Here is a 23,204-nt window from a genome sequence, read left to right on the forward strand (position 1 = left end):
ACACCTATATTGAACCGTCCCGGCTTTACCGGAGACCCGATTGGCATGTTGCGGACATCGATGCCTGTCGTCAGTGGCATGGAACCAGAAGTGCGCAGCGTCGTTGTAGTTGCGTCTTGCAATGGAGGATCGGCAGCCGTGAAAAAAGAGGTTGAAGCTCAGAAATCGAGAGAAAACGAGCGCCGGGACAGCTCCAAACCCGGCACGATTGTCGCCGGCCCGGATGCCCATGCGCGGGAGCGTGCTGGAAAAATGCCAACAGGCCGGAGCCCCAAATCCGGAGACGACCCTACGAAGAAGCTGGCAAACCGTTCCTAGCCATGATGCCTCGGTGTGGATTGGCGGATTTCCCGCGCTCTTGAGCCGTTAGCCTTCCCCCGCAAGCGGGGGAAGGCCTCAATCGAAGATCCTAACAGTTATGCGCGAAGATCGAAGCGATCGGCGTTCATGACCTTCGTCCAGGCGGCGGCGAAGTCCTTCACGAACTTCTCATTGTTATCGTCCTGGGCGTAGACCTCCGCATAGGCGCGAAGGACCGAGTTCGAGCCGAAGACGAGGTCCACGCGGGTCGCCGTGTACTTTGCCGTGCCGGTCTTGCGGTCGCGGATTTCATACAGGTTATTGCCGGTCGGGATCCAGGAATGGCTCATGTCGGTCAGCGTCACGAAGAAGTCCGTCGTCAGCGCGCCGACGCGGGTCGTGAAGACGCCATGGGCCGTCCCGGCATGGTTCGTGCCGATGGCGCGAAGGCCGCCGACGAGCGCCGTCATCTCAGGCGCCGTCAGGCCCATGAGCTGGGCGCGGTCGAGCAATAGCTCTTCAGGACTCACTACGTAGTCCTGCTTCTGCCAGTTGCGGAAGCCGTCGGCGAGCGGCTCGAGCGGAGCGAAGCCGTCAGCGTCGGTCTGTTCGGCTGTGGCATCGCCACGGCCTGGGGCGAAGGGCACTTCGATGTCGAAGCCTGCGGCCTTCGCCGCCTGCTCGACGCCGTGGTTGCCGGCCAGCACGATCACGTCGGCAAGGCTCGCGCCCGATGCGGAGGCAATCGGCTCCAGCACGGAGAGAACACGGGCCAGACGCGCCGGTTCATTGCCTTCCCAGTCCTTCTGCGGGGCGAGGCGGATGCGGGCCCCGTTCGCGCCGCCGCGAAAGTCCGAACCCCGGAAGGTGCGGGCGCTGTCCCATGCCGTGGAGACGAGATCCGCTGCCGACAGGCCGGAAGCGGCGATCTTCTCCCTGACCGCCAGGACGTCATAGTCCGTGCGGCCCGCTGGGATCGGGTCCTGCCAGACGAGGTCTTCGGCCGGAACGTCGGGGCCGACGTAACGGGACTTCGGCCCCATATCGCGATGCGTCAGCTTGAACCAGGCACGGGCGAAGGCATCCGAGAAAGCCGCGAAGTCGTTCATGAAGCGCAGCGAGATCTCGCGGTAGATCGGGTCGACCTTCAGCGCCATGTCCGCGTCCGTCATCATCGGCATGACTCGGATCGAGGGGTCCTCGACGTCGACCGGCTTGTCTTCCTCGGCGATGGTGATCGGCGCCCATTGCGACGCGCCTGCCGGGCTGTGCGTCAACGTCCACTCATGCTTGAACAGCATTTCGAAGAAGCCGTTGTCCCACTTCGTCGGCTCGGCGGTCCAGGCACCCTCGATGCCGGAGACGACCGTGTTGCGGCCGATACCGCGACCCTTGGTGTTCATCCAGCCGAGACCCTGGAATTCCGGGCCTGCGGCTTCCGGGTCGGGGCTGAGGTCGAGTGGATTGCCGTTGCCATGGGACTTGCCGATGGTGTGGCCGCCGGCGGTGAGGGCAACAGTTTCCTCGTCGTCCATGCCCATGCGGGCAAAGGTCTCGCGAATCTGCGCGGCCGTCGCCATTGGATCAGACCGCCCGTTGACACCTTCCGGGTTGACGTAAATGAGACCCATCTGTACGGCGGCAAGCGGATTTTCGAGCGTCTCGGGCTTGGAAACGTCGCCGTAGCGGCCGTCACTCGGCGCGAGCCACTGTTTCTCGTCGCCCCAATAGACGTCCTTTTCCGGGTGCCAGATGTCTTCGCGACCGAAGGCGAAGCCGAAGGTCTTCAGGCCGGCGACATCATAGGCAATGGTGCCGGCGAGCGCGATCAGGTCCGCCCAGGAGATCTTATTGCCGTACTTCTTCTTGATCGGCCAGAGCAGGCGGCGGCCCTTGTCGGTGTTGACGTTGTCCGGCCAGGAGTTGAGCGGCGCGAAGCGCTGGTTGCCGGTATTGGCGCCGCCGCGGCCGTCGGAGGCGCGATAGGAACCGGCCGCGTGCCAGGTCACACGTGCCATCATGCCGACATAGCTGCCCCAGTCCGCCGGCCACCACTCCTGGCTGTCCGTCATGAGCGCGCGCAGGTCTGCCTTCAGCGCTTCCACGTCCAGTTTCTTCAGTTCTTCCCGATAGTTGAAGCCATTGCCAAGTGGATTGGTCTTGGTGTCGTGCTGATGCAGGATGTCGAGGTTCAACGCGTTGGGCCACCATTCCATGACGGAGTTGCCGAGGGCGGTGGCGCCGCCGTGCATGACCGGACACTTGCCGGCGGGGGTCGTCTTCGTATCCATTTGGTCCTCCAACGGATTTTCTTGGTGCTACAGGAGACAGCGGTAACGGCTTTCACGGGTGAGCCTTGGGGATCGGCATCACAGGAATCGCCTCCCGGTGATGGATGAATACCAAACTCAATCCATAAATTCCAATTGTAAAATCTAAAGGTAACGATATGCTGAGATTATGAATGTCCTCACGATGAAACATCTCCGTTATTTTGACGCGCTTGCCCGGATCGGCCACTTCGGCCGTGCCGCGGAGAGCTGCGCCATCTCGCAGCCGGCGCTGTCCGTTCAGATACGGGAACTGGAGGTGATACTTGGTGCGCCGCTCGTGGAAAGAGGGGGGCGCCGCATCCGGCTCACGGGACTCGGCGAAGAGTTCGCGGGACGCACCCGCGCGATCCTGCGTGCTGTTGACGAGCTTGAAGACCTCGGCCGGGCGGCGCACGGGCCGCTTGCGGGCCGCATTCGTCTCGGCATCATTCCGACGGTAGCGCCTTATTTGCTCCCTGGCATCATAAAGGCGCTCACACAGCTATATCCCGGCCTCGATCCGCGACCGAAAGAGGCAGTTACGCATAGGCTGATTGAAGACCTGACGGAGGCGCGGCTCGACGCTGCGATCGTTGCTCTGCCGATCTCAGAGGCCGCGCTGGAGGAGGTTCCGCTCTTCGATGAGGAATTTGTACTGGTGCGACCGTTGGAGGATGCGGGCAAACCTGTGCCGGCCCCCGACCGGCTTCACGAGATGCGTTTGCTTCTTCTCGAGGAGGGGCATTGCTTCCGTGATCAGGCCCTTTCGGTCTGCAATATGACGGCATCATCGACCCGGGACTTGATGGAAGGAAGTTCGCTTTCGACGCTCGTTCAGATGGTTGGTGCGGGCATAGGCGTGACGCTTATTCCGCAGATGGCCATCGATATCGAGACACGGTCCTCGTCTGTATGCGTGTCCCGGCTTGCCGGATCTCGACCTACGCGGACGATCGGGATGGTATGGCGCAAGACCAATCCCCTGTCGGCGCAGTTCGCCCAGGTCGCGAATATCGTGCGGGAAACCGGGCTGAGCATGCAAAAGCAGTTGGATAACATCCGATGAATTGAAACCGGTATGCCAAGCGTCGAAACTGCAGCTAGTGGCGGCGCCTGGCAGGGGATGCCGAGCGCGGAGAGGAATCGGTTCTTGTTGACCGCATAGGGGGGCCTTCATCGACACGACGCCATGCCCGCGTGCCTGAGGTCATCGGGTTACGTATGGCTTCGGTTTCTTGTCGGTCCACTGTGGCGGAAGACCGTATTTGCCCGCGACGGCGCCCAGCACTCCCGGGGCTCGACCAAACGTTTCACACGCGGGGTACTTGGGCTTTCCTCCGAACCAGGACTGCACCCGCTGCCTTGAAGGAACCGAAATGTTGAGCATCTTCGGCTCCTTGCCAGTGATCAACATTCGCGAAAAGTCACTCGCGAACTTTGTCGCTTGGCCATACGCATCACCCACCTCGGAATACCGGGGTTTGTCCTGGATGAAGTTCGCTCCGCGGCCCCACATCATCGCCGCGCGCTGTGTACTGACTCTATCGACGGCTTCCGCCTCAACGGCGAGACCACCGAGACCGAACGGTATACGGGGTATGCCAACGAGCGGTACATTGTCGGGAAGTGCAAAGCCGCCGCCAACGCTAACAACCGTCGCAGCGCCCGCCACAGTCTTGTTCGTCGGCACTATATCGGTGACGACGGACCGGATCGTCAAATCCGCCGGTTGGTCAGAAGGGACCATTCGATATTTGTCGCTGAGTGCAATGCATAAGGCCCGGTCGAGCACGTTGGACACCAGAGAACGGTCAGCCTCCGATTTGATCTTCGATGCAGCGATGAAGGTAAAGCTAGTCGGGACAATCCGGACCGTCTTCACCTGGGCCAGTTGCCGGCCATCGACGTAAAGCCGCCGCTTCTTGCCCAGCTTACCCTTTGCTGGGCCAAGATTGCTGTAGGAGGTCAGTGTTCCACTTTCTTTCATGGGCATCGAGGTGCATCCCGTGGCGGCGAGGGCCATGCCTATTGCCAGGGCAGGAAGCAAACGCCTTGGCGGTTCGTCAGCCAAGCGACGGAAGAAATGAAGATTGCTGCGCACTTTCGCTGGCCTCCAATGGTGATTTCGGGAGGACAGTCGGCGCGAAGGATTGCCGCAGCATTACAAGGGAATCTTCCAGGACAGAAACTGGCGCGGAAGCATCAAAACAAATGAAACAGTGGCTACTGTCGAGGTGGACGGCAATCCCGTCTCCGTATCAAAGGAGAATGGAAACTTTCGTACCCTGTTGATCGCTTTGCATAAACACGCGCCCACCGTGATTGGCGACAACCTGTTTGACCAGGCTCAGTCCCAGCCCGGCGCCTTGGCTTTTCGGCGTCACACGGTAAAACGGCTCGAAAACAAGTTCCTGATGATCAGCCGGTATGCCTGGGCCCTGGTCAGCCACCGCAACCGCGCCATCTGCCGAAACCGAAACGGCAATCTCCCCCTGGCCCTCGCAGTGATCGATTGCATTTCTAATCAGATTGCTAACGGCTCTTGCCAACGCAGGCGTGTTACCGTTGCGTTCCAGCCTCACAACGTCGCTGTGAAACGAAATCTGATAGCCCGCAGCGATCGCCACAGGAGCAATGTCTGCCACGACCGTCTTTGCAAGTTCCACCAGATCCACCGTGCCATCAGGGTCCACCGATTGGTCATTGCGCTCGAAGTCGAGGAGCTGCTCGGCCGTGTCGGCCAAACGCGCAACATCGTCCAACAGACGCCTGCGCTCCTGCCCCTCGGGCATTCCGTCGATCCGTGTCTGCATGATCGCGATCGGTGTTCTGAGCTCATGGGCCGCGTCGATCAGGAAGCGCTGGCGTTTCCTGGCTTCGTCCTCAAGACGATCGAGCGTTCCGTTGAAAGCGGTAACCAGAGGAGCGACTTCATTGGGGATGCCATCCACGGGAAGGCGTGCTCCGCGTCGGCGCGGATCGATTTGCGCTGCTCTTTCAGCGACGTCGCTCACCCGCGCAAGCGCGCGGCCGACGCTTCGTGGAACGGCAAGAAAAATCGCAGGCAGAGCGACCGCGAGCAGTGAGACATAGATCGGGTAGGCTCGGGCCAAAAGGGCGAAAACGGGCGAGCCTTTGTCTGCCACGCCACCAAACAGAATTCTGACCTCACCCATCGCTGTTTCGACATCGTCAATTGTCGCGATCTCATTTGCCGCAGCGGATCCGCGTAGGTCTGCGTCGTCGAACAGATGAACCAGATGCGCGAGTTCAGCATAGGCCGGGGGGATGGTGCCATAAGATACCGACACACCATCCGTCGTGGCCACCACATACCAGAGCGAGTTGTTCCGCTCCTTGAGCGACCTGAGCTCCGGCGTTTCTTGTAACGCCAAACGTCCCTGGCTATCGCGTGCCGCTGCCCCGGCTATCGCTGAACCGACCGTCTCCTCCATGGCAATGTTCGGCGACATGATCGTAGCGGCCCAGACGCAAAGCCCGAGGATTACCGCGGCGACAACGACAACGATGACCAGACTGAGCTGCCAACCCAGCCTCCACCACAACGAAGGGTTCGAGTTGCCTGCCGTGCGCATCATTCGTCCTTCAGGAGATATCCGACGCCCCGGATATTGTGGATTGCAACGCCCGAGCCGGCATCCGCCAGTCGTTTCCGCAGTCGTGATATGTGCGCATCGAGAGCATTGGACTGGATCTCTTCCTCGTAGTTATAGACCGCCTCTTCCAGCGTCGACCGCCGGACGGTCTTGTTCTTTCGCTTCGCGAGCGCGATGAGAACCAGGAGTTCGCGCCTGGGAAGATCGAATTGCGTCGAGTCGATAGCAACGTTCAGATGCAGCGGATTGATCACCATGCGACCGGCAACAATCTCCGTCTCTGCAAGGTTTGTAGGCCGCCGGAGGACTGCGCGCACGCGCGCCATGAGTTCCTCGACGAGGAACGGCTTGCCGAGATAGTCATCGGCGCCGATGTCCAGCCCCTCGACACGCTCCAGCGGTTCGTTTCGTGCCGTCAGGACGATGATTGGGGTGTCGCGCCCTGACCGTCTCAGCTTTGGAACGAACGTTAGCCCTTCTCCGTCAGGCAGACGTCGGTCCAGTAGGATGGCATCGTAGTCGTTCTGCAGCGTCAATTCGAACGCGTCGGCGAGATGCGTTGTGTGGTCGGTGACGATACCGTGCTTGGCGAGGGCAACTGCCAATGCCGCCGCCAGTTCCTTCTCGTCCTCTATCAGCAGAAGTCTCATCTTTCCGTCACCCTTCCGTCCCGCGTTCTCCGCCACGAAGGTTGCAGCAGCATTACGGAAACAGGACGGCCGTGCGGTGATGCTGCTGCAATTGTCGAACCCCGGCAATCAAAGTCATGCAAATGCCGGCGCACTCGGTTGCCATGCGCATGAATTTCAAGAGCGCGATCGCCTTAAGACAGACGCTGCCGGGCACATTTGCCCGGCAACGGATGTGTGTCAGGCAACCACTTTGATCCGCCCTGTCATGTTTGGATGGAACCGGCAATAGTAGCCGACCGTATCGTCTGCCGTCGCGACATGGGTCGCCGACTTGCCGGGTGGGATGAGGACTTCCCACCCGCCCTTGACGGTGGCGGTGTGGGCGAAGGGATCCCTGTTGATCCATTCGATGGTCTCGCCCGCCTTTACGTCAATGTCGGCAGGTTGGAAGCCGAGGTTTTCGATCATGACATGAACCTTGCCGTTATGGGCGCGGGCAGACGCGCCACCAGCCAGCACGGCAGCACCCGTCATAAGAAGCTGCCGCCGGCTGAGAAGGTCCGGCGTCATTTCAGGCCTGCTGCGACATGCTCGGCGTGCTGCTGGTGGCCCTGGAACAATTTCAGGCCGGTTTCCAGCAGGCTCTTCAGCTCCGCATTCTGCGCCGAGGGGATGAGCAGGGTTTCGAGCGCACCATTCACCTGCCTATGATAAGCCACCTCGTTGTCGATATAGGCCTTGTCGAAAGCGGCGCCGTCGAGTTTGCCGAGCTCGGTGCGCCTTTCCTCGGCCGCCTTGGCGAGCGCCTGGCTGGTGGCGTTGTCCTCCGGTATCACGTTGAGCTTCTTGACGAGCGCCAGCGCCATATCGTTGACGGCCTCGTGGTCCTTTTGCATCGACTGGGCGAAGGCAACGACGTCGGGGGTCTTCGTCTTCGAGAGCGCGAGCTCGGCCGCCTCCACGTCGATGACGCCGGCGCTGTAGGCGATATGAGCGATCTGCGGGTCGGTCGGCTTGTCGGCGGCCATCGCAAAGGTGGCGCTGAGAGCGAGGCAGGTCGCGGCAAGTGCGGCAAAGTGGGTCTTCATCGGGATCTCCTCGGCGCCGGTCGGCGCCTGTTTCGTTCGACGCTGCATTGGATGCCGGCGTGCCGAGGAGGTTCCCGTTATTTTTCCAGCCCGAGCTTTGTGATGACCGCCTCCGTCAGTCGGTCGCAGCGTACGCCGGCGAAAGGAAAAGCGTCCATCAGCACAGGGCCGATCTGCGCCTCCAGCCGGCTTCGGATCAGTTTTCGCGCACGATGAAGACGTGTTTTCACCGTTGCCGCCGGCAGGTCGAGCAGCGCCGCGGTCTCTTCCACGCTCAGGCCCTCGATGACGCGGGCAACGAAGACAAGGCGGAAGGCTTCGGGAAGCGCGTCGGTTGCCTCTTCGACGAGGTGGAGAAGCTGTCGCTGCGCCATAACGCGCTCCGGATCTGCTGTGGAGGAGGTGAGCGGGAAGGGAATGACCGCGGCTTCGGTCAGGCAACGCGCGGGGGAGACGCGTTTCAGCCGCTTCTGCCCGCGAAGCCGCATGAGCGCCGTGTTGAGAGCGATGCGCGACAGCCAGGTCGACAGCGACGCCTGTCCCTGGAACCCTTCGAGACTGGCGAAGGCCTTAAGATACGCTTCCTGCAACACGTCCTCCGCATCAGCATTGTTGCGGACCACGGCCCGGACGAGCCGGTAGAGGCGCTGGTTGTGGATCTTGATAATCTGTCGGGCGGCCTGCGGATCGCCCGCCACGGCGCTGCGGATCAGGCTGGCTTCCTCCGCTGGGAAGGAGGCAAGGGGAATGTTCTGCAAAGCTGGCATCGGCGTGCTCCTTTCGGGACAGTATTGGATGCCGGCTGTCCTGCAAGGTTCCTGGGAAGCGTTTTTTTGCGAGGCAACACAATTCCTGGAGCGACATCCTGCCTTAACCTCGGTTCCCGGTTAGAGAAGGATAACTGTCCACGCTCTCTCGCAATTCGGCCAGCCGGCCGCGCATTCCATCAATCTCCGAGACCTGCGTCGCCAGGATCTTCTCGGCGATTTCCCTCACGAGAGGGTCACGCCCGTGAAGAAGTACAAGCCGAGCCATCTCGGTGGCGCCCCAATGGTGGGGGATCATCATGGCGAGGAAATCGAGGTCAGGGTCGCCGGACGGTGGATCGGCGTGCATATCACGGTTCATCTTGTCCATGCCGGTGTGCATTTCGGCGATGAACCGTGAATAAGCTTTAGGGTCGACACCTAGCTCCGTTGATGCCCCCGCCCTATACCCTGCATACTCGCCATCTGCCCCATTTGATGAGGATTCTGCTTGAGACGCCATCTGGCTGGGATCCGAGGAGCAAATATCATCAAGAAAGGGAGCCTTCGACCCTGCATCGGCGAGGTTCGCCACCGCAGGGCCAGCAAATGAAAATGTCGAAAAAAGTGATCGACGCGCCTGGGGCATGTTACCCTCCTCAAGCAGTTTCGCTCGGAGAGCCGGGGCGAACATAGACAAGATTGATAGATTTCTTGTTGCGCAATTTTCCAGATGGCAGGTCCAGTGATCCCAGAGGGATCTGGCGAATGAAGCGTGGTTTGAACGGGTCGGCGACATCGAAGACGGTGCAAACCGTTTGCCCGGCGTTCGGCGTGCCAGGGAGCGCATCAAGTTCGTGTGCGACGTAAAGCTTGGTGTTGGACGGATCGGTCCAGATGCCGTGCGCCTCTCGTCCATGGCTGAAGAAATCACCGACGACTTGACGCTTGCCTGGCTTGACCGAACGATCGACAATTGCGATCCGGCTGGAGGCAACACCGTCCGGACCGTCATCGTCGACGCGAGCAAATGTGACATAGGCCACGCTGGCGCGTTCGTTGCTTACGAACTCGACATGATTGGGCCGTGCCCTTTCGCCGAGCTTGATATAATCGCGCAGCCCATGGTTCTCCGACGCGCTGTAAACCGATACGGCATCGGCAAGCTTCTGGGAGATCCAGAATTCTTCGCCGTTGGGTGCGAGCTTGACGAACGGCGCGAAGCCGAACTTATCTTCCTTCGAAGTGTCGATTGTTGCTTTGTGTTCGACGGAAGAGAACCCGTTCGCATCGTATCTGACGCTCAGGACCTCAATGCAGGGGAGTTTTTGCGAGATCACAAACGCCGTTTCCCCCTTGGCCGAGAACCATACCATAGCCGGTCCGATCAGGGTTGGGATGAAACCGCGAACCGAGGAGCCACGAGGAAGGTCTCCCGACGATTCCGCTCGTGCCTTTGCCACGTCGACGACTGCTATCCGGTCTTCACCCCGCACCGCGACCCAGATCTCCTTGCCATTGCGTGTGAAGATCGGTTCGTGCGGCTCGCGGCCCACCAGCACGCCAGAAGTCAGGATTTCCGGACTCGTCTTGTCACTCGCTTGCGGATTTGCGCGATTGCCGATGACCTTCAATGTCGTCGTATCGACGAGATAGAGATTGCTCGTACCGCGTCCGCACGTTGCGAAAATCCGGGAGTCCGGAGAGGGTACGCATCCGTGGATCGAAATCGCACCGTGATACAACGGCTTCTGTATCATTTCGCCATGTGCGGGGGTGACACCTCCTGTCACGAAGCGGAAGGGAGGGCGTGGATCCTCGTCAAAGCTGGTCAGGTTGACGGTGCCGATAACCTCGTCGCGCACCGGGTCAATAGCCGTCAGTGTGTTTGAGTCCTCATTGGTCAGAAAAACGCGGTCGCCTGGCTGTGGACCTGCGGTCGAGGCAGCATGGGCGACGCCGAATGTGGGAGCAATGGCTGCAGCGGCGACGGCGCCGGCAACCTGAAGGACGGTACGGCGCGTGATATGATTGGTCGGGTCAGTAGTCATTTGGGTTCCTTTCCTCGTCGCCGGTAAGACCAACCGCGCACATGATTATTCCGACCGGTGTAGTCACGAAGGCGTGATGAGGCTGTGTGTTTAGGGCGTAACCTCAGAAAGTCGCTTGGTGTTTTTCGCTTGTCGTCGGCGGAAAAAGCTTCCTCACGGGGAGAGGGCTCTGTCACGCCTCGTCGTTACGAGTCACTGATCCCGGATGTCGACTCTGTCGCCGCCCGACAGGCCTCGCGGCGTTCCTCGGGTTGATGATCGGCGGGTGCAGGACGGCCCCACATCCTAAAACGTCGGCGTGCTCGGTTCGACGGTCAGCCCGATCTCGATCCGACGCGCCTCGTCTTCATCGACGAGACGAGGCTGTCGGCCAAGATGGCGCGTCTGCTGGAAAGAGCGCCGCGCGGTCAGCGCTGCAGGGCCGGCGTGTCGACAGGCGACATCGTCGTGATGGACAATTTGCCTGCCCGCAAGATCGCCGGCGCCCGTGATGCCATCGGAACGCCGGTGCACGCCTGCTTTACCTGTCGCCCCTACAGCCGCGACTTCAACCCGATCGAAAACGCCTTCTCAAAACTCAAGACACTTCTGCGTGCCAAGGCCAAGCGCACCCACCACAGCTTTGTGGGACGCCGTCGCCACCGTTCTCGACCAGTTCTCGCCAGCCGAATGTGCCAACGACTGCAAGGTTGCTGGATATAAACCGGATTAAGCAGGACGCGCTCTAGACGCTGTTTCTCAGTTGACGCCGTACCTCGTCGGCAGTCGGATGGAGTCTTGCGGCCTCGACCGGTCCCACCAGACTGTAGCCGAGCCCATCGTCGAACCACGCATAGCCGTTTATCTCGCTGTTCGAATACGGAGACATCGGCAAGTCGCTATCTGCCCACATCGGGCGGGCAAGCATGACAAGGCGTATACCCTTGTCGTCGTCATACATGAACATCGCGGCCGGTCCCTGATCGGTCGGTACGACGCGCCCACCCATGAAGCGGAAGCCTGAAACCGTCAGGTCTGGGATCGCAACCGTTCTTCCAAGCTGCCGCGCCGTCCATTGCGCAAGCACAGCGCGGTCCTCGGCGCGAACCTCAACGGGGCGATACCCATCAGCGGCATAGGCCCTGTAGCTGTTGGCCGCCTGTTGCGCTACCAATTCAAGGCCAGTGGACGAACGCAAGTCCATGTCGCGCAGCGTCCAGCCGACGATTCCTCCGACCGATAGAAGAAGCACCGCTGCAGCCATAGCCCATTTCGGGGTCGAGCGCGGCCGATGTTGGTCTGCAACGAGACGCGCCAGATTCAGCTCCGGCGGCAGCGGCTCCTCAGCGATCGGCGCGAGTGCGTTGCGCAGGTGTTCGCGCTGTTTGCGGTAGGCTGCGACCCTGCTTGCGATTGGCGGATGGGAATCCAGATAGATGATCACCTCGGCGTGGCGTGTCGGATCGAGGGCATTATCGACGAAAGCGTTGAGATCGTCTTCTGTTATGGGGCTCGTACTCATTTTACGCTCCGAAGATGGGGGTGGTCCGACTGTGGCTGGGCATCCCCGGACATCAGCTTGAGCAAACGTTCACGGGCGCGTGACAGGCGGGACATGACGGTTCCGATCGGAATGTTCAGAGCCTGGGCCGTATCGGCGTAGGACAGGTCCTCGACCGTGACGAGCAGAAGGACCGTGCGCTGGTCCTCCGGCAGGAGATCGATGGCATGGAGAAGGTCGCGGTATTGTAAGTGATCCTCCTGGCGCGCCGCGACCGAGAGGCTTTCGTTATGCGCGTCGTCCAGAGCGACATGCGTAGGGGTTCGCCCCGAGCGCCGGAGCCGACTCATGGCCAGGTTATGCAGGATGGCAAAGATCCAGGCTCGCGGATTCCCGTCCTTGCGCCGTTGGTGCCAGTGCTCGATTGCTCGCTCGAGACAATCCTGAACCAGATCATCGGCGGCGGACCGATCCTTGAGCAATGCGCGTGCATAGCGACGGAGCGCGGGAACAATCGGCTCTATCAGCTTCACCATGTCCTGTGTCATCTCACAAACCTGGAGGAGAAAACTCCTACCGCCTGCCCGGACGCGCCCGGCTTTGAGTGTATGAGACATCAGACGCCGCGAGGCTGAATTTATTCCATAGCATGGTGATTTTTGTGAACCGCCTCCTCAGATCACCGGTAATGTTGTTTCAGGCAAGCAGGAATATCCGACTGTAGCAACAGCGACATCGACTTGAGCCACGTGCGCAACGGAGGCTTGGTGGCATGCAGGGGCGTGTTTGTGTCGGCACCGTGAACTGGAAGCGGCAGTCACCGATTGGGTATTGGTAAGGACCTGGTCGCGCACGGCGACTGCCGGGAACGGCGACTAAGGGGTTGCCACGGGACGTTGAGGCCAGCATGAGAGACGTTTCGACACCGTTTTGGGCTGGGCGCCGCTCGGATTCTTCTGATCCTCCCAGGCTGACGTGGCGTTTCCTCACTCGCTCCTCTTCGACGGCGCTTGCCGTTCCGGCCGGGCGTGAACGACCGGCGGCGACGCCGCGGCTTTACATCGAACCCCGATAAGTTAACTATTCGCGCGGAGGAATGGAGGAGGGGACGCGCCAAACGCGGCCTTGAAGCTGCATGTTCTCGCATTCGGAGCATATCCGTGAGATTGAACGGGTCAGCCGGGGGCTGGTCACCGGCCGCGACGACATGGTCGTGCAATCGTGGCTGCGCTGTCTCGACCAGCATCGTCTCGATCCCACCCATGCCTGCGAAGCCTTCATCCTGCCTGAAGCGCGATTGCGGGAGCACCGGCAACGATCCGAGGATCTGATAAGGATCGCCCGATCGGGGCTGGAGCATCTGTTCCACCAGGTGGCCGGGCAGAACTACGTTCTGCTTCTCTCCGATCGCAAGGGCGTCACGGTAGAGTTTCTCGGCGATCCGCTGTTCGACAACAATCTGCGCAAGGCGGGGCTCTATCTCGGCTCCGAATGGTCGGAGAGCCGAGCGGGAACCTGCGCGGTCGGCGCCTGCATCGAAACCGGCGAGGCGTTGACAATCCACCAGACCGATCATTTCGACAACACGCATACGCCGCTCTCCTGTACGGCCGCTCCGATCTACGACACGACGGGCGAACTTGCGGCCGTGCTCGACATCTCCCTGCTGAGTTCGCCGATCCTCAAGGCCAGCCAGAGCCTGGCACGCCATCTCGTCGGTGCCACGGTACGGCGGATCGAACTCGCGAACCTGATGGCGCAGACACGCCACGAATGGGTTTTGCGCTTCTCGCGTTCGCCGGAATTCCTGGATGTCGATCCCGAGGCGGCGATCTCGATCGATGGCGGCGGCCGCATCATCGGCATGACGCATGGAGGGGCGCAGATCCTCGCCCGGGCGGGCGGCGCGGACTGGCGCACGCCGGCAAGCCTGATCGGTCAGCCCGTGTCGAAGTTTCTGAACCTCGAGGTCGATGGCCTGTCCGAGTTGACACGGCGCCGACCGACGCAGGACCGGCTGGTCTTCGCCCGAGACGGCAACGCGCTGTTTGCGCATGCGATCGAACCGCAGATCCAGCGTCGCGCCTCCGCCTGGGTGCACGGCGAGATCCCCCAGGCGATCCGTCGGCTCGGCGGTGACACCCCGGAGATCGTCGCCTTGCAGGCGAAAGTTGCCAAGCTCGCACGTACGGCGCTGCCGGTGCTGATCCAGGGGGAAACCGGATCGGGCAAGGAGCACCTCGCGCGCGCGATCCATGAGGGCAGCGGCCTGACGGGCGGCTTCGTCGCGATCAACTGTGCGGCCATCCCCGAGCAACTGATAGAAAGCGAGTTGTTCGGTTACATGCCTGGTGCCTTTACAGGCGCATCGGCGAGGGGGCGCAAAGGTCTCGTCGAACAGGCCGAGCGCGGAACGCTCTTCCTCGACGAGATCGGTGACATGCCGCTTGCCTTGCAGAGCCGACTCCTGCGCGTTCTCGCCGAGAAGGAAGTGCTGCCAATCGGCGGCCATGAGCCGCGCCCCGTCAACATCCGCATCGTGTCGGCCTCCCACCGGCCGCTGCACGAACTCGTCGCGGAGGGACGGTTCCGGCAGGACCTGTTCTATCGGCTCAATGCCGCAACACTCGCGTTGCCGCCACTGCGCGAACGGACGGATTTCGAATGGATCATCGCCCGCGTCCTCGAGCGGCACGCTAAGGATGGAAAAGTGCCGGTGCTATCGTCGCTTGCGCTCGACCTGCTCAAACGCCATGATTGGCCGGGTAACATCCGCGAACTCGACAACGTTCTGGCCGTCGCGGTTGCCCTCAGCGAGGGCGACGTCATTGAGCCCTCCGATCTGCCGGAAACCCTGCCCGGTGCGCCTTCTGGCGCTCACATGGCCGACGACACCGGCGGCGAACTGCGGCGGCTGCTTTCCGCCTGCAACTGGAACGTCTCGGAGGCGGCTCGCCAGCTCGGCGTCGACCGCTCCACCGTGCATCGCCAGATCAGGCGCTTCGGGATTGCGCCCAAGCACTGATGCCACGGCTGTGGCACCACAGGCGTGGCACTTTTCCAGCCCGTGCAACAGCCTAAATTGATTTTTCCTTTGAAATTGCTGCGTTTTCCTGCGCTGTCGCCGTGGCACGCCGCTTGCTGCGTTTGTTGTTGGCGGACCGCTGGAGGAGGAGTTCCAGCAGGCCCCATCGATCGATGCAAGCAAGATGGAGGAGATCACATGCTTGACGACAGCCTCAGCACGAAGGTTGACAATGTGCTCGCAAAACTGGGCAAGGCACTGGAGACGGGCGACGTAGACGCCGCGGTGAATCTGTTCCAGGCGGATTGCTACTGGCGCGACCTCGTTTCTTTCTCCTGGAACCTCAAGACAATGGAGGGCCGGGACCAGATCCGCGACATGCTGACAAGACAATTGGCCGCCATCAAGCCGTGCCACTTCCATCAGGATACGACCGAACTTGCCAGCGACGACGACGGCGTCACCCAGGGCTGGTTCGAGTTTGAGACCGACGTCGGGCGCGGCTACGGCCATATTCGCTTGAAGAACGGTCTCATCTGGACGCTTCTCACTACCATGACCGAACTGAAGGGACATGAGGAACCCAAGGGGAACCGCCGCCTCCCCGGCGCCGAGCATGGGCATGGCAAGGCACGCAGGACCTGGAAGGAAAAGCGCGAGCAGGAGACGTCGGAACTCGGTTATGCCACGCAGCCCTATGTGGTAGTCATCGGCGGCGGGCAGGGCGGCATCGCGCTCGGCGCCCGCCTGCGCCAGCTCGGCGTGCCGACGATCATCATCGAGAAGAACGAACGGCCGGGAGACAGCTGGCGCAAGCGCTACAAATCGCTCTGCCTGCACGACCCCGTCTGGTACGACCATCTCCCCTACATTCCGTTCCCGGAGAACTGGCCGGTCTTTGCGCCGAAGGACAAGATCGGCGACTGGCTGGAAATGTATACCAAGGTCATGGAGCTCAACTACTGGAGTTCGACCGCCTGCAAGTCCGCCTCATACGACGAGGTGAAGGAGGAATGGACGGTCGTCGTCGAGCGCGACGGCAAGGAAGTGGTGCTCCGGCCGAAACAACTGGTGCTGGCGACCGGAATGTCAGGCAAGGCTAGTATTCCGAAGTTCCGGGGACAAGACCGGTTCAAGGGCGAGCAACAGCATTCGTCGCAGCATCCAGGCCCGGACGCCTATAAGGACAAGAAGGTCGTGGTCATCGGGTCCAACAATTCGGCACACGACATCTGTGCTGCACTGTGGGAGGCCGGGGCCGACGTCACCATGGTCCAACGCTCCTCGACGCATATCGTCCGCTCCGACACGCTGATGGACATCGGGCTCGGCGACCTCTACTCCGAGCGGGCCGTGGCGGCAGGCATGACGACGCGCAAGGCCGACCTGATTTTCGCTTCGCTCCCCTACAAGATCATGCACGAGTTCCAGATTCCGCTCTATGAGAAGATGCGCGAACGCGATGCCGCCTTCTATGAGGCGCTGGAGAAAGCCGGCTTCATGCTCGACTGGGGAGCGGACGGCTCCGGCCTCTTCATGAAGTATCTCCGCCGCGGCTCGGGCTACTACATCGACGTGGGGGCCTGCGACCTCATCATCGATGGCTCGATCAAGCTGAAATCCGGCTCCGACGTCGACCACCTGACGGGAGATGCCGTGGTCCTGAAGGATGGGACGGCGCTGCCGGCCGAACTCGTCGTCTACGCGACCGGCTACGGCTCGATGAATGGCTGGGCCGCCGACCTGATTTCAAAAGAGGTCGCCGACAAGGTGGGCAAATGCTGGGGGCTGGGCTCGAATACGCCGAAGGATCCCGGGCCCTGGGAAGGTGAGCAGCGCAACATGTGGAAGCCGACACAGCAGCAGGCGCTGTGGTTCCACGGCGGCAACCTGCACCAATCGCGACACTACTCGCAATACCTGGCGCTGCAACTGAAGGCGCGAAAGGAGGGGATCGCAACGCCGGTCTACGGCCTGCAGGAACGGCATCAGCTCGGTTGATGCACTGCGAGCCTGGCCGCCGGAGAACTGGGCAATCTGGCGGCCGAGCTTACCCAACACCGTTGGTGACCTTTTCCCGGCGAGCCGGCTGGGAAATGGCTCGTAGGGTGCGACGCATCCGTCACTTGGCAGCTAACTGCTGGAATGCAAAAAGCCGCCTCGGCATCAACTTGATATTTCCGATGCGGCGAAATTAGTTAGGGATAGGACCGGTGGCTCAACGGAAGCTTCGCAGCTGCCGTTTCCCGGCGGCTGGAGCAGATCAAAGCAGGCTCTACCACCACACCACAGGTCCCGGCCTAGCCGGGCACAGTGACCTGGTGTTGAGCGCGAAGGAAGGAGCGCTTGTGATCGATCCGGCGACGACCTGCACGGCTAGTTGCGCCAACTGCTGGATTTGGTGCCCGCAGCTACGAGCAAGAAGACGTGATCTTCGATCCGCTGCATTACCTGCCGCTGATCGACCAGAAGAAACGCCGGCAATGCGCCGCCGAAGGCGTCGACATGTTCGCTTCCTATGCCCGGCTCGTCGAACTGGAACTGCTCGACCGCGAACGGCGGATGGTCGAGCAGCCCGGTCAGATCGAAGTCAATCTCGCGCAGCGAGAGTTCGCCCTCTTTCTCAAGCACCAGTGCGATGGGCATGCTGTCACCTATATGCTCGTATAGCCTGCATCCGCGCTCACGATCGAGCCCGTCATCAGGCTTGAGGCATCCGAGGCGAGGAACTGGACGATCGATGCGATCTCGTCAGGCTTGCCCAGGCGGCCAGCGGGCGTCATGTCGAGCCAGCGATCGACCAGGCCGGTCTGGCTTTCCAGGCCATGCAGCAGCGGTGTCTCGATATAGGTGGGCGCGACGGCGTTGACCCGCACGCCGCGTTTTGCCCATTCGACAGCAAGCGACCGCGTCAGGTGGTGAACGCCCGCTTTCGAGGCGTTGTAGTGGCATTGCGGCTGCGGCACGTTGACGATATCCGCCGACATCGAGCCGATGTTGATGATCGAGCCCCGGCCGTTTTCAAGCATTCGCCGCCCGAAGGCGCGGCACGTCCGGAAGACGCCGCTGAGGTTGACTTCGATGACGCGGTCCCACTGCTCGTCGGTCATGTCTTCGGCCGGAACATTGCTGACGATGCCGGCATTGCACACGAGGATGTCCAACGGAGCCAGTTCGCCTGCCAGCGCATTGAGCTGCTTGCTGTTCGTCACGTCGAGCTGTCGCGCCCTGGCCGAGCCGCCGATGGCCTTTGCCGTGTTTTCGGCGCGGCTGAGGTCGACATCCGTGCAGATGACCTCGGCGCCCGTTTCCGCCAGCGCATGGGCGCAGGCCGCCCCGATCCCCTGTCCGGCGCCCGTCACCAGGGCCAATCGTCCAGTCAGGTCCATTTTCGAACGATAGGTCATCTTGTCTCACTCGATTCGATTTTCTTGATTTCAGGGAATGGCTGGATGCCGGCACCTGATGGATGTGCCCTCGGGTACCCGGCAAAGCCACTTGTCGCGAGCGCCAGAGGCTTTGTGCTCAAAGCAGCCCGCGTCGTGCCATGTCGCGCATCAGCGAACGGACGCCATAAGTCCATGGCCGCGCCCTGTCCGACGTGGTCACGACATTGCGCAGGGTGCCGAGAAGCGGCGTGGAGATTTCCACCACGTCGCCTTCCTTGTGCGTGAAGCCGCTGCCCTTCTCCGCCCGATCCTGGGTGGGAGCGAACATGGTGCCGAGAAACAGCATGAAGCCGTCCGGATACTGGTGGCTTGCGTTGATGGTCTGCGCCACGAGTTCCGCCGGCTTGCGGCTGATCTCCGCCATGTTGGAGCGGCCGGACATCTCGAAGCCGTCCCTGCCTCTGACGGACATGGTCAGCGCGGCGTTTTCAATGTCTTCCAGCGTGAAGGCGTCGTCGAAAAGACGGATGAACGGGCCGATGGCGCAGGACGCGTTATTGTCCTTCGCCTTGCCGAGCAGCAGGGCCGAGCGGCCCTCGACATCGCGCAGGTTGACGTCATTGCCAAGGCTCGCACCGCGAATGTTGCCGCTGCTGTCGACGGCCAGGACGACTTCCGGCTCGGGATTGTTCCATTTCGAAATCTTGTTGACGCCCACCTGGGCGCCATGGCCGACGGACGACATGGGCTGCGACTTAGTGAAAACCTCGGCGTCGGGTCCGATGCCCACCTCGAGATACTGGGACCAGAGCCCGTCTCTTTCCAGCGCGGCCTTGACCTGTGCAGCCTGCGCGGAACCGGCCCGGACGTTCGACAGGCTGCCGCCGATCAGATCGCCGATGCGCTTGCGGATTTCATCGGCCTTGACGGGGTCGCCAAGCGTGCGTTCGTCGATGACGCGCTCGATCATGCTCTTGGCGAACGTCACGCCGCAGGCCTTCAACGCCTGGAAGTCGCACGGCGCCAGCAGGCAGTGGCGCGTGGCCCCATAACCGGTGTCCTCTGGCGGCAAGACGAAGTCCTCAGGCTTGCCAAGGGTATCACCCGTCAGGCTGTCGAAGCGACCGGCTGGATCGTGGTCGAGGAAATCTGCTACGGATTTGACGGCTTCGGTGACGTCCAGAACGGTGCCGCCGCGAACGATGACGACCGACGGGGCATTGAGGTCGGCGCGCCAGACGCGTCCCACGAGGCGTGCTTTTTCATGGTGTTCAGGAAGCATGTGTCTCCTCCACTTCTTAAGTAGTTAAACTATTTAATGGACCGGCTTTTCGTCAAGCGCAAAAGGGTGGAGTCATTTTAAATCGCATCAGGAGGCATCCTCATTTCTGCGGCCTAGGTTGTCTCCGCTTTAATTAATATATTGCTTTATATACATAAATTTAATTTCCGTGGAATCTTCCAGTTTTTGCCAATGTGCGAATTGCCAATCTGATCGTATGTAGTTATGCTATATTTTCGTCGGTCGCGAGTATGGATTTCAGTTACCGGTAAGCATGCGGAGGGGTATATGACTGAGGTTGCGCTGTCGCAAATCAGTGGCAAGTTGTTCATTGGTGGCGAGTTCGTCGATGGGCGCGGGGCGCGCATTGATGTCGTGAACCCGGCGCGCGGGGAAGTCATCGGGCAGATTGCTGCGACGACGCCCGACGAGATCGAGCGAGCCGTCGATAGCGCGCGGTTGGCTTTCCGGACATGGTCTCGCGTGCCGGCGAAAGTGCGGGCCCAGGCGTTGCACAGGCTTGGCGACCTGATCGCCGGCGATGCAGCGCGCATGGCGCATATCATGACGAGCGAGCAGGGCAAGCCGCTCAACGAGGCGAAAGGCGAAATCCTCAAGCTTGCGGAAGCCTGCCATTTCTACGGCGAAGAGGCCGTGCGTGTTCTAGGCGAGATCGTGCCGAACGACCAGAACGGCTATCAGAGCCAGGTCATTCGCGAGCCGATCGGGGTCGTCGGAGCGATCACACCCTGGAACTATCCTGCGGAACTTGTCGGCTGGAAGCTTTGCGCCAGCGTTGCAGCCGGCTGCACCATCATCGTCAAGCCGGCTGAACTGACACCCTTCACCGCCCTTGCGATCGCTGAAAAAGTGAAAGAGGCCGGCATTCCGGCAGGCGTCGTCAATGTGCTCACCGGCAAGGGCTCGATCGTCGGTCAGGCGCTTGTCGAGCATCCGGGCGTGGACAAGATCGCGTTCACGGGTTCTAGCGCCGTTGGCCTGCATATCCAGCGCTCCTGCCCGAGCGTCAAGCGCCTGTCTCTCGAACTCGGTGGGAACTGCCCGCTGGTGGTTACCGCGAGCGCCGATATCGACGCGGCGGTGAAAGGGGCGACGCGCCGTTCCTTCCGCAACATGGGGCAGATCTGCATTGCCATCAATCGCATCTACGTGGCGCGCCCGCTTTACGAGGCATTTATCGAGAAATTTGCAAGGGCCGCCGATGCCTTGACGATCGGCGACGGCCTGTCGAATCCGGCGGCGGATATCGGATCGATGGCTTCCGCCGATCCGCTGGCGAAAACGCGCGAACATCTCGCCGACGCGCGGGAAAAGGGTGCTCGTCTTCTTGCCGGCGGCAAGGCGCCGGAAGGCGAGGAATTCGCCAGGGGCTTCTTCTTCAGGCCGACCATCGTTGCCGACTGCACGCATGAGATGAAGGTCATGGGCGAAGAAACCTTCGGTCCCCTCGTCGGCGTCGCGCCCTTCGATACGCTGGAGGAGGCGGTAGCGCTTGCAAACGACACGCCTTACGGCCTTGCGTCCTATGTCTATGCCCGAGATTTGCAGGAGATCTATCAGCTTTCGGCCGAACTCGACTATGGCAACGTCGCGATCAACAATGTCGATGCCGGCATCATGAATGCGCCCTATGGCGGACGCAAGCAGAGCGGTATCGGCTATGAACATGGCCGCGAGGGCCTGCTTGAATACTTCAATTTCAAGCATGTCCGCCTCTATCACGGCGTCGGGGTCTGAGCCATGACGTCCGCTCTTCTGGGCATCGACATCGGTACCTCGGGTTGCAAGGCGCTCCTGCTGTCGGTGGACGGCGACGTTCTGGCGACGAGCACGGCAACCTACGGGTTCTCCCAGCCGCATGCCGGCTGGACGGAGCAGGATCCGGCGCTCTGGATCGAGGGCACGCGCAAGGCTGTCGGCCAGGTCATGGCGCAGCGCCGTGACGTCGAGCTTGTCTGCATCGGACTGTCCGGCCAGATGCACGGACTGACCCCGCTCGACAAAGACAAGAATGTCCTGCGCCCCGCCATTCTCTGGAACGACCAGCGGAACGCCGCCGAAGTTGCGGAGATCACAGAGAAGGCAGGCGGACTGGAAGCACTTATCGGCCGAACCGGCAACCGGATGCTCGTCGGCTACACGGGCGGCAAGATCGCATGGATGCGCAACCAGGAAACGGATCTGTTCGGACGCTTGCGGCACGTCCTCAACCCCAAGGACTATCTTCGCTTCGTACTCACCGGAGAACTGGCGACGGAGGTGTCCGATGCATCGGGCACCGGTCTTTTCGACGTCAAGCGCCGCGTATGGGCGTCCGAACTGATTGAGACGCTCGACATCGATCCGTCGCTGCTGCCGGCGTGCCATGAATCGCATGAGATTTCCGGTCGCGTCAGTGCCGCGGGTGCCTCGCTGTTCGGCTTGCCTGCCGGTGTTCCCGTCGTCGGCGGCGGTGGTGACAGCGTCATCCAGACGATCGGATCCGGCGTCATCGCACCCGGCGAGCTGCAAACCACGATCGGAACCGCAGGCATCCTCGCCGCGGCGCTCGATGCGCCGACGCCGAGCCCGGATGGGCGCATCCAGATGTTCTGCAACGTCTCGCCCTCGAAATGGCACGCAATGGGTGTCTCGTTGAACGCCGGCGGTGCGATGGGCTGGTTCCGTTCGGTCCTCGCGGGGGCCGGTCGCGACGAGGAGCTTACATTCGATGCGATCTGCGATGCAGCAGCCTCAAGCCCTGCTGGCGCACGGGGGCTGCTCTTCCTGCCTTATCTGAACGGGGAGCGTTGCCCGCACCCCGATCCGACTGCACGGGGCGCCTTTGTCGGCTTGACCGCCCGGCACACGCTGGGCGACGTGGGGCGAAGCGTCATGGAAGGTGTCGTGCACGCTTTCCATGACATCCATGCGCTGATGACGCTGATGGGAATCGAGGGCAGGGTGATCAAGGCGTCCGGCGGCGGGGCGAAATCCAGCCTGTGGCGCCAGATCCAGGCCGACATGTTCGATTGCGATGTCGTAACGACCGAGGGTGCCGCCGAAGGGGCGGCGTTCGGCGCTGCTCTGGTTGCAGGCGTTGGCATCGGCGCCTGGTCCGACGCCACGGCGGCCTCCGGTACGTTGAAGGCGCTCACGCGACAGCACGCGGACGGCTCCGTTCGCGATGTCTACCGCAAGGCGCATCACATCTACCGCGGCCTCTACCCCGCGCTTTCCGACAGCTTCTCCGCGTTGGCGGATCCTGCATTCGCCGACTGA

The 23,204-nt window shown here is 61.5% G+C and carries 19 protein-coding genes and 2 pseudogenes; 6 read left to right on the forward strand and 15 right to left on the reverse strand.

The genetic code is table 11. The annotated features are described in order from the left end of the window. Positions 1 to 416: 416 nt before the first annotated feature. Positions 417 to 2,591: a catalase/peroxidase HPI gene (gene katG / locus GGQ64_RS18560; RefSeq protein ID WP_183806787.1), complete on the reverse strand. Its 2,175-nt coding sequence runs from the start codon at positions 2,589 to 2,591 to the stop codon at positions 417 to 419. 169 nt (positions 2,592 to 2,760) lie between these two features. Between katG and GGQ64_RS18565 the strand changes: the two genes are divergently transcribed. Next, positions 2,761 to 3,678 (forward strand): hydrogen peroxide-inducible genes activator, encoded by a 918-nt coding sequence (locus GGQ64_RS18565; protein WP_183806788.1) that lies wholly within the window; start codon positions 2,761 to 2,763, stop codon positions 3,676 to 3,678. Between the two features lie 141 nt (positions 3,679 to 3,819). Here GGQ64_RS18565 and GGQ64_RS18570 read toward each other — a convergent pair whose 3' ends face one another. The 8 genes from GGQ64_RS18570 to GGQ64_RS18605 all read right to left on the reverse strand — a co-directional run bounded on the left by GGQ64_RS18570 (position 3,820) and on the right by GGQ64_RS18605 (position 10,746). Next, positions 3,820 to 4,713, reverse strand: coding sequence for a DUF3313 domain-containing protein (locus GGQ64_RS18570; RefSeq protein ID WP_425488521.1), 894 nt, complete (start codon positions 4,711 to 4,713; stop codon positions 3,820 to 3,822). Positions 4,714 to 4,870: 157 nt separating this feature from the next. Beyond that, positions 4,871 to 6,211, reverse strand: coding sequence for a sensor histidine kinase (locus tag GGQ64_RS18575; RefSeq protein ID WP_425488522.1), 1,341 nt, complete (start codon positions 6,209 to 6,211; stop codon positions 4,871 to 4,873). After that, complete coding sequence (locus GGQ64_RS18580) at positions 6,208 to 6,879, reverse strand: response regulator transcription factor (RefSeq protein WP_183806790.1); 672 nt, start codon at positions 6,877 to 6,879, stop codon at positions 6,208 to 6,210. Before GGQ64_RS18580 ends, GGQ64_RS18575 begins: the two co-directional genes overlap by 4 nt. Before the next feature lie 219 nt (positions 6,880 to 7,098). Next, positions 7,099 to 7,431, reverse strand: a complete 333-nt coding sequence (locus tag GGQ64_RS18585) for a cupredoxin domain-containing protein (RefSeq protein ID WP_246422752.1) — start codon at positions 7,429 to 7,431, stop codon at positions 7,099 to 7,101. Further along, entirely contained in the window at positions 7,428 to 7,949 is a 522-nt protein-coding gene (locus GGQ64_RS18590; protein ID WP_183806791.1) for a DUF4142 domain-containing protein, read from the reverse strand. Before GGQ64_RS18590 ends, GGQ64_RS18585 begins: the two co-directional genes overlap by 4 nt. A gap of 77 nt (positions 7,950 to 8,026) precedes the next feature. Continuing rightward, a complete protein-coding gene (locus GGQ64_RS18595) occupies positions 8,027 to 8,716 on the reverse strand; it encodes an RNA polymerase sigma factor (protein WP_183806792.1) in 690 nt (229 codons plus the stop codon). Positions 8,717 to 8,819: 103 nt separating this feature from the next. Further along, the gene (locus GGQ64_RS27610; RefSeq protein WP_210300313.1) at positions 8,820 to 9,344 is read right to left on the reverse strand and encodes a DUF305 domain-containing protein; all 525 of its coding nucleotides are present in this window, start codon (positions 9,342 to 9,344) and stop codon (positions 8,820 to 8,822) included. Between the two features lie 10 nt (positions 9,345 to 9,354). Next, on the reverse strand, positions 9,355 to 10,746 hold the full coding sequence (locus tag GGQ64_RS18605; protein WP_183806793.1) for a YncE family protein: 1,392 nt from the start codon (positions 10,744 to 10,746) through the stop codon (positions 9,355 to 9,357). Between the two features lie 273 nt (positions 10,747 to 11,019). On the opposite strand from GGQ64_RS18605, the pseudogene GGQ64_RS18610 reads away from it, so the two are divergent. Next, positions 11,020 to 11,458 (forward strand): annotated as a pseudogene (locus GGQ64_RS18610) (transposase); the annotation flags it as partial. A gap of 12 nt (positions 11,459 to 11,470) precedes the next feature. Here the strand turns inward: GGQ64_RS18610 and GGQ64_RS18615 are convergent. The 3 genes and pseudogenes from GGQ64_RS18615 to GGQ64_RS18625 form a co-directional block, all read right to left on the reverse strand. Next, the gene (locus GGQ64_RS18615) at positions 11,471 to 12,247 is read right to left on the reverse strand and encodes an anti-sigma factor family protein (RefSeq protein ID WP_183806794.1); all 777 of its coding nucleotides are present in this window, start codon (positions 12,245 to 12,247) and stop codon (positions 11,471 to 11,473) included. Beyond that, positions 12,244 to 12,774, reverse strand: a complete 531-nt coding sequence (locus GGQ64_RS18620) for an RNA polymerase sigma factor (RefSeq protein WP_246422754.1) — start codon at positions 12,772 to 12,774, stop codon at positions 12,244 to 12,246. The genes GGQ64_RS18615 and GGQ64_RS18620 overlap by 4 nt, the downstream gene beginning before the upstream one ends. A gap of 164 nt (positions 12,775 to 12,938) precedes the next feature. Then, positions 12,939 to 13,090 (reverse strand): annotated as a pseudogene (locus tag GGQ64_RS18625) (IS1595 family transposase); the annotation flags it as partial. 271 nt (positions 13,091 to 13,361) lie between these two features. Here GGQ64_RS18625 and GGQ64_RS18630 point away from each other — a divergent pair. Further along, a complete protein-coding gene (locus tag GGQ64_RS18630) occupies positions 13,362 to 15,251 on the forward strand; it encodes a sigma-54-dependent Fis family transcriptional regulator (protein ID WP_183806796.1) in 1,890 nt (629 codons plus the stop codon). 198 nt (positions 15,252 to 15,449) lie between these two features. After that, entirely contained in the window at positions 15,450 to 17,252 is a 1,803-nt protein-coding gene (locus GGQ64_RS18635) for an NAD(P)/FAD-dependent oxidoreductase (protein WP_183806797.1), read from the forward strand. 375 nt (positions 17,253 to 17,627) lie between these two features. On the opposite strand, the gene GGQ64_RS28115 is transcribed toward GGQ64_RS18635, so the two are convergent. From GGQ64_RS28115 to GGQ64_RS18650, 3 genes are all read right to left on the reverse strand, one after another. Beyond that, positions 17,628 to 17,897, reverse strand: coding sequence for a hypothetical protein (locus tag GGQ64_RS28115; RefSeq protein ID WP_183806798.1), 270 nt, complete (start codon positions 17,895 to 17,897; stop codon positions 17,628 to 17,630). Positions 17,898 to 17,905: 8 nt separating this feature from the next. After that, positions 17,906 to 18,658: an SDR family NAD(P)-dependent oxidoreductase gene (locus tag GGQ64_RS18645; protein WP_183806799.1), complete on the reverse strand. Its 753-nt coding sequence runs from the start codon at positions 18,656 to 18,658 to the stop codon at positions 17,906 to 17,908. Between the two features lie 118 nt (positions 18,659 to 18,776). Next, the gene (locus tag GGQ64_RS18650) at positions 18,777 to 19,922 is read right to left on the reverse strand and encodes a fumarylacetoacetate hydrolase family protein (protein WP_183806800.1); all 1,146 of its coding nucleotides are present in this window, start codon (positions 19,920 to 19,922) and stop codon (positions 18,777 to 18,779) included. A gap of 288 nt (positions 19,923 to 20,210) precedes the next feature. Here GGQ64_RS18650 and GGQ64_RS18655 point away from each other — a divergent pair, with 288 nt between their 5' ends. Both GGQ64_RS18655 and xylB read left to right on the forward strand, forming a co-directional pair. Further along, positions 20,211 to 21,680 (forward strand): aldehyde dehydrogenase family protein, encoded by a 1,470-nt coding sequence (locus GGQ64_RS18655; protein ID WP_183806801.1) that lies wholly within the window; start codon positions 20,211 to 20,213, stop codon positions 21,678 to 21,680. Between the two features lie 3 nt (positions 21,681 to 21,683). After that, a complete protein-coding gene (gene xylB, locus GGQ64_RS18660; RefSeq protein WP_183806802.1) occupies positions 21,684 to 23,204 on the forward strand; it encodes a xylulokinase in 1,521 nt (506 codons plus the stop codon).

This window comes from Mycoplana azooxidifex (genome assembly GCF_014196765.1).
In the GTDB taxonomy this organism is placed as follows: domain Bacteria; phylum Pseudomonadota; class Alphaproteobacteria; order Rhizobiales; family Rhizobiaceae; genus Mycoplana; species Mycoplana azooxidifex.

Bases quoted from the DNA above. Each gene is read 5' to 3' on its own strand.
- GGQ64_RS18590 (WP_183806791.1), bottom strand. From the start codon at position 7,949: ATGAAGACCCACTTTGCCGCACTTGCCGCGACCTGCCTCGCTCTCAGC.
- GGQ64_RS28115 (WP_183806798.1), bottom strand. From the start codon at position 17,897: ATGCCCATCGCACTGGTGCTTGAGAAAGAGGGCGAACTCTCGCTGCGC.
- GGQ64_RS18650 (WP_183806800.1), bottom strand. From the start codon at position 19,922: ATGCTTCCTGAACACCATGAAAAAGCACGCCTCGTGGGACGCGTCTGG.
- GGQ64_RS18630 (WP_183806796.1), top strand. From the start codon at position 13,362: ATGTTCTCGCATTCGGAGCATATCCGTGAGATTGAACGGGTCAGCCGG.
- GGQ64_RS18615 (WP_183806794.1), bottom strand. From the start codon at position 12,247: ATGAGTACGAGCCCCATAACAGAAGACGATCTCAACGCTTTCGTCGAT.
- GGQ64_RS18565 (WP_183806788.1), top strand. From the start codon at position 2,761: ATGAATGTCCTCACGATGAAACATCTCCGTTATTTTGACGCGCTTGCC.
- xylB (WP_183806802.1), top strand. From the start codon at position 21,684: ATGACGTCCGCTCTTCTGGGCATCGACATCGGTACCTCGGGTTGCAAG.
- katG (WP_183806787.1), bottom strand. From the start codon at position 2,591: ATGGATACGAAGACGACCCCCGCCGGCAAGTGTCCGGTCATGCACGGC.
- GGQ64_RS18595 (WP_183806792.1), bottom strand. From the start codon at position 8,716: ATGCCAGCTTTGCAGAACATTCCCCTTGCCTCCTTCCCAGCGGAGGAA.
- GGQ64_RS27610 (WP_210300313.1), bottom strand. From the start codon at position 9,344: ATGCCCCAGGCGCGTCGATCACTTTTTTCGACATTTTCATTTGCTGGC.
- GGQ64_RS18605 (WP_183806793.1), bottom strand. From the start codon at position 10,746: ATGACTACTGACCCGACCAATCATATCACGCGCCGTACCGTCCTTCAG.
- GGQ64_RS18655 (WP_183806801.1), top strand. From the start codon at position 20,211: ATGACTGAGGTTGCGCTGTCGCAAATCAGTGGCAAGTTGTTCATTGGT.
- GGQ64_RS18645 (WP_183806799.1), bottom strand. From the start codon at position 18,658: ATGACCTATCGTTCGAAAATGGACCTGACTGGACGATTGGCCCTGGTG.
- GGQ64_RS18620 (WP_246422754.1), bottom strand. From the start codon at position 12,774: ATGACACAGGACATGGTGAAGCTGATAGAGCCGATTGTTCCCGCGCTC.
- GGQ64_RS18635 (WP_183806797.1), top strand. From the start codon at position 15,450: ATGCTTGACGACAGCCTCAGCACGAAGGTTGACAATGTGCTCGCAAAA.
- GGQ64_RS18585 (WP_246422752.1), bottom strand. From the start codon at position 7,431: ATGACGCCGGACCTTCTCAGCCGGCGGCAGCTTCTTATGACGGGTGCT.
- GGQ64_RS18580 (WP_183806790.1), bottom strand. From the start codon at position 6,879: ATGAGACTTCTGCTGATAGAGGACGAGAAGGAACTGGCGGCGGCATTG.
- GGQ64_RS18575 (WP_425488522.1), bottom strand. From the start codon at position 6,211: ATGATGCGCACGGCAGGCAACTCGAACCCTTCGTTGTGGTGGAGGCTG.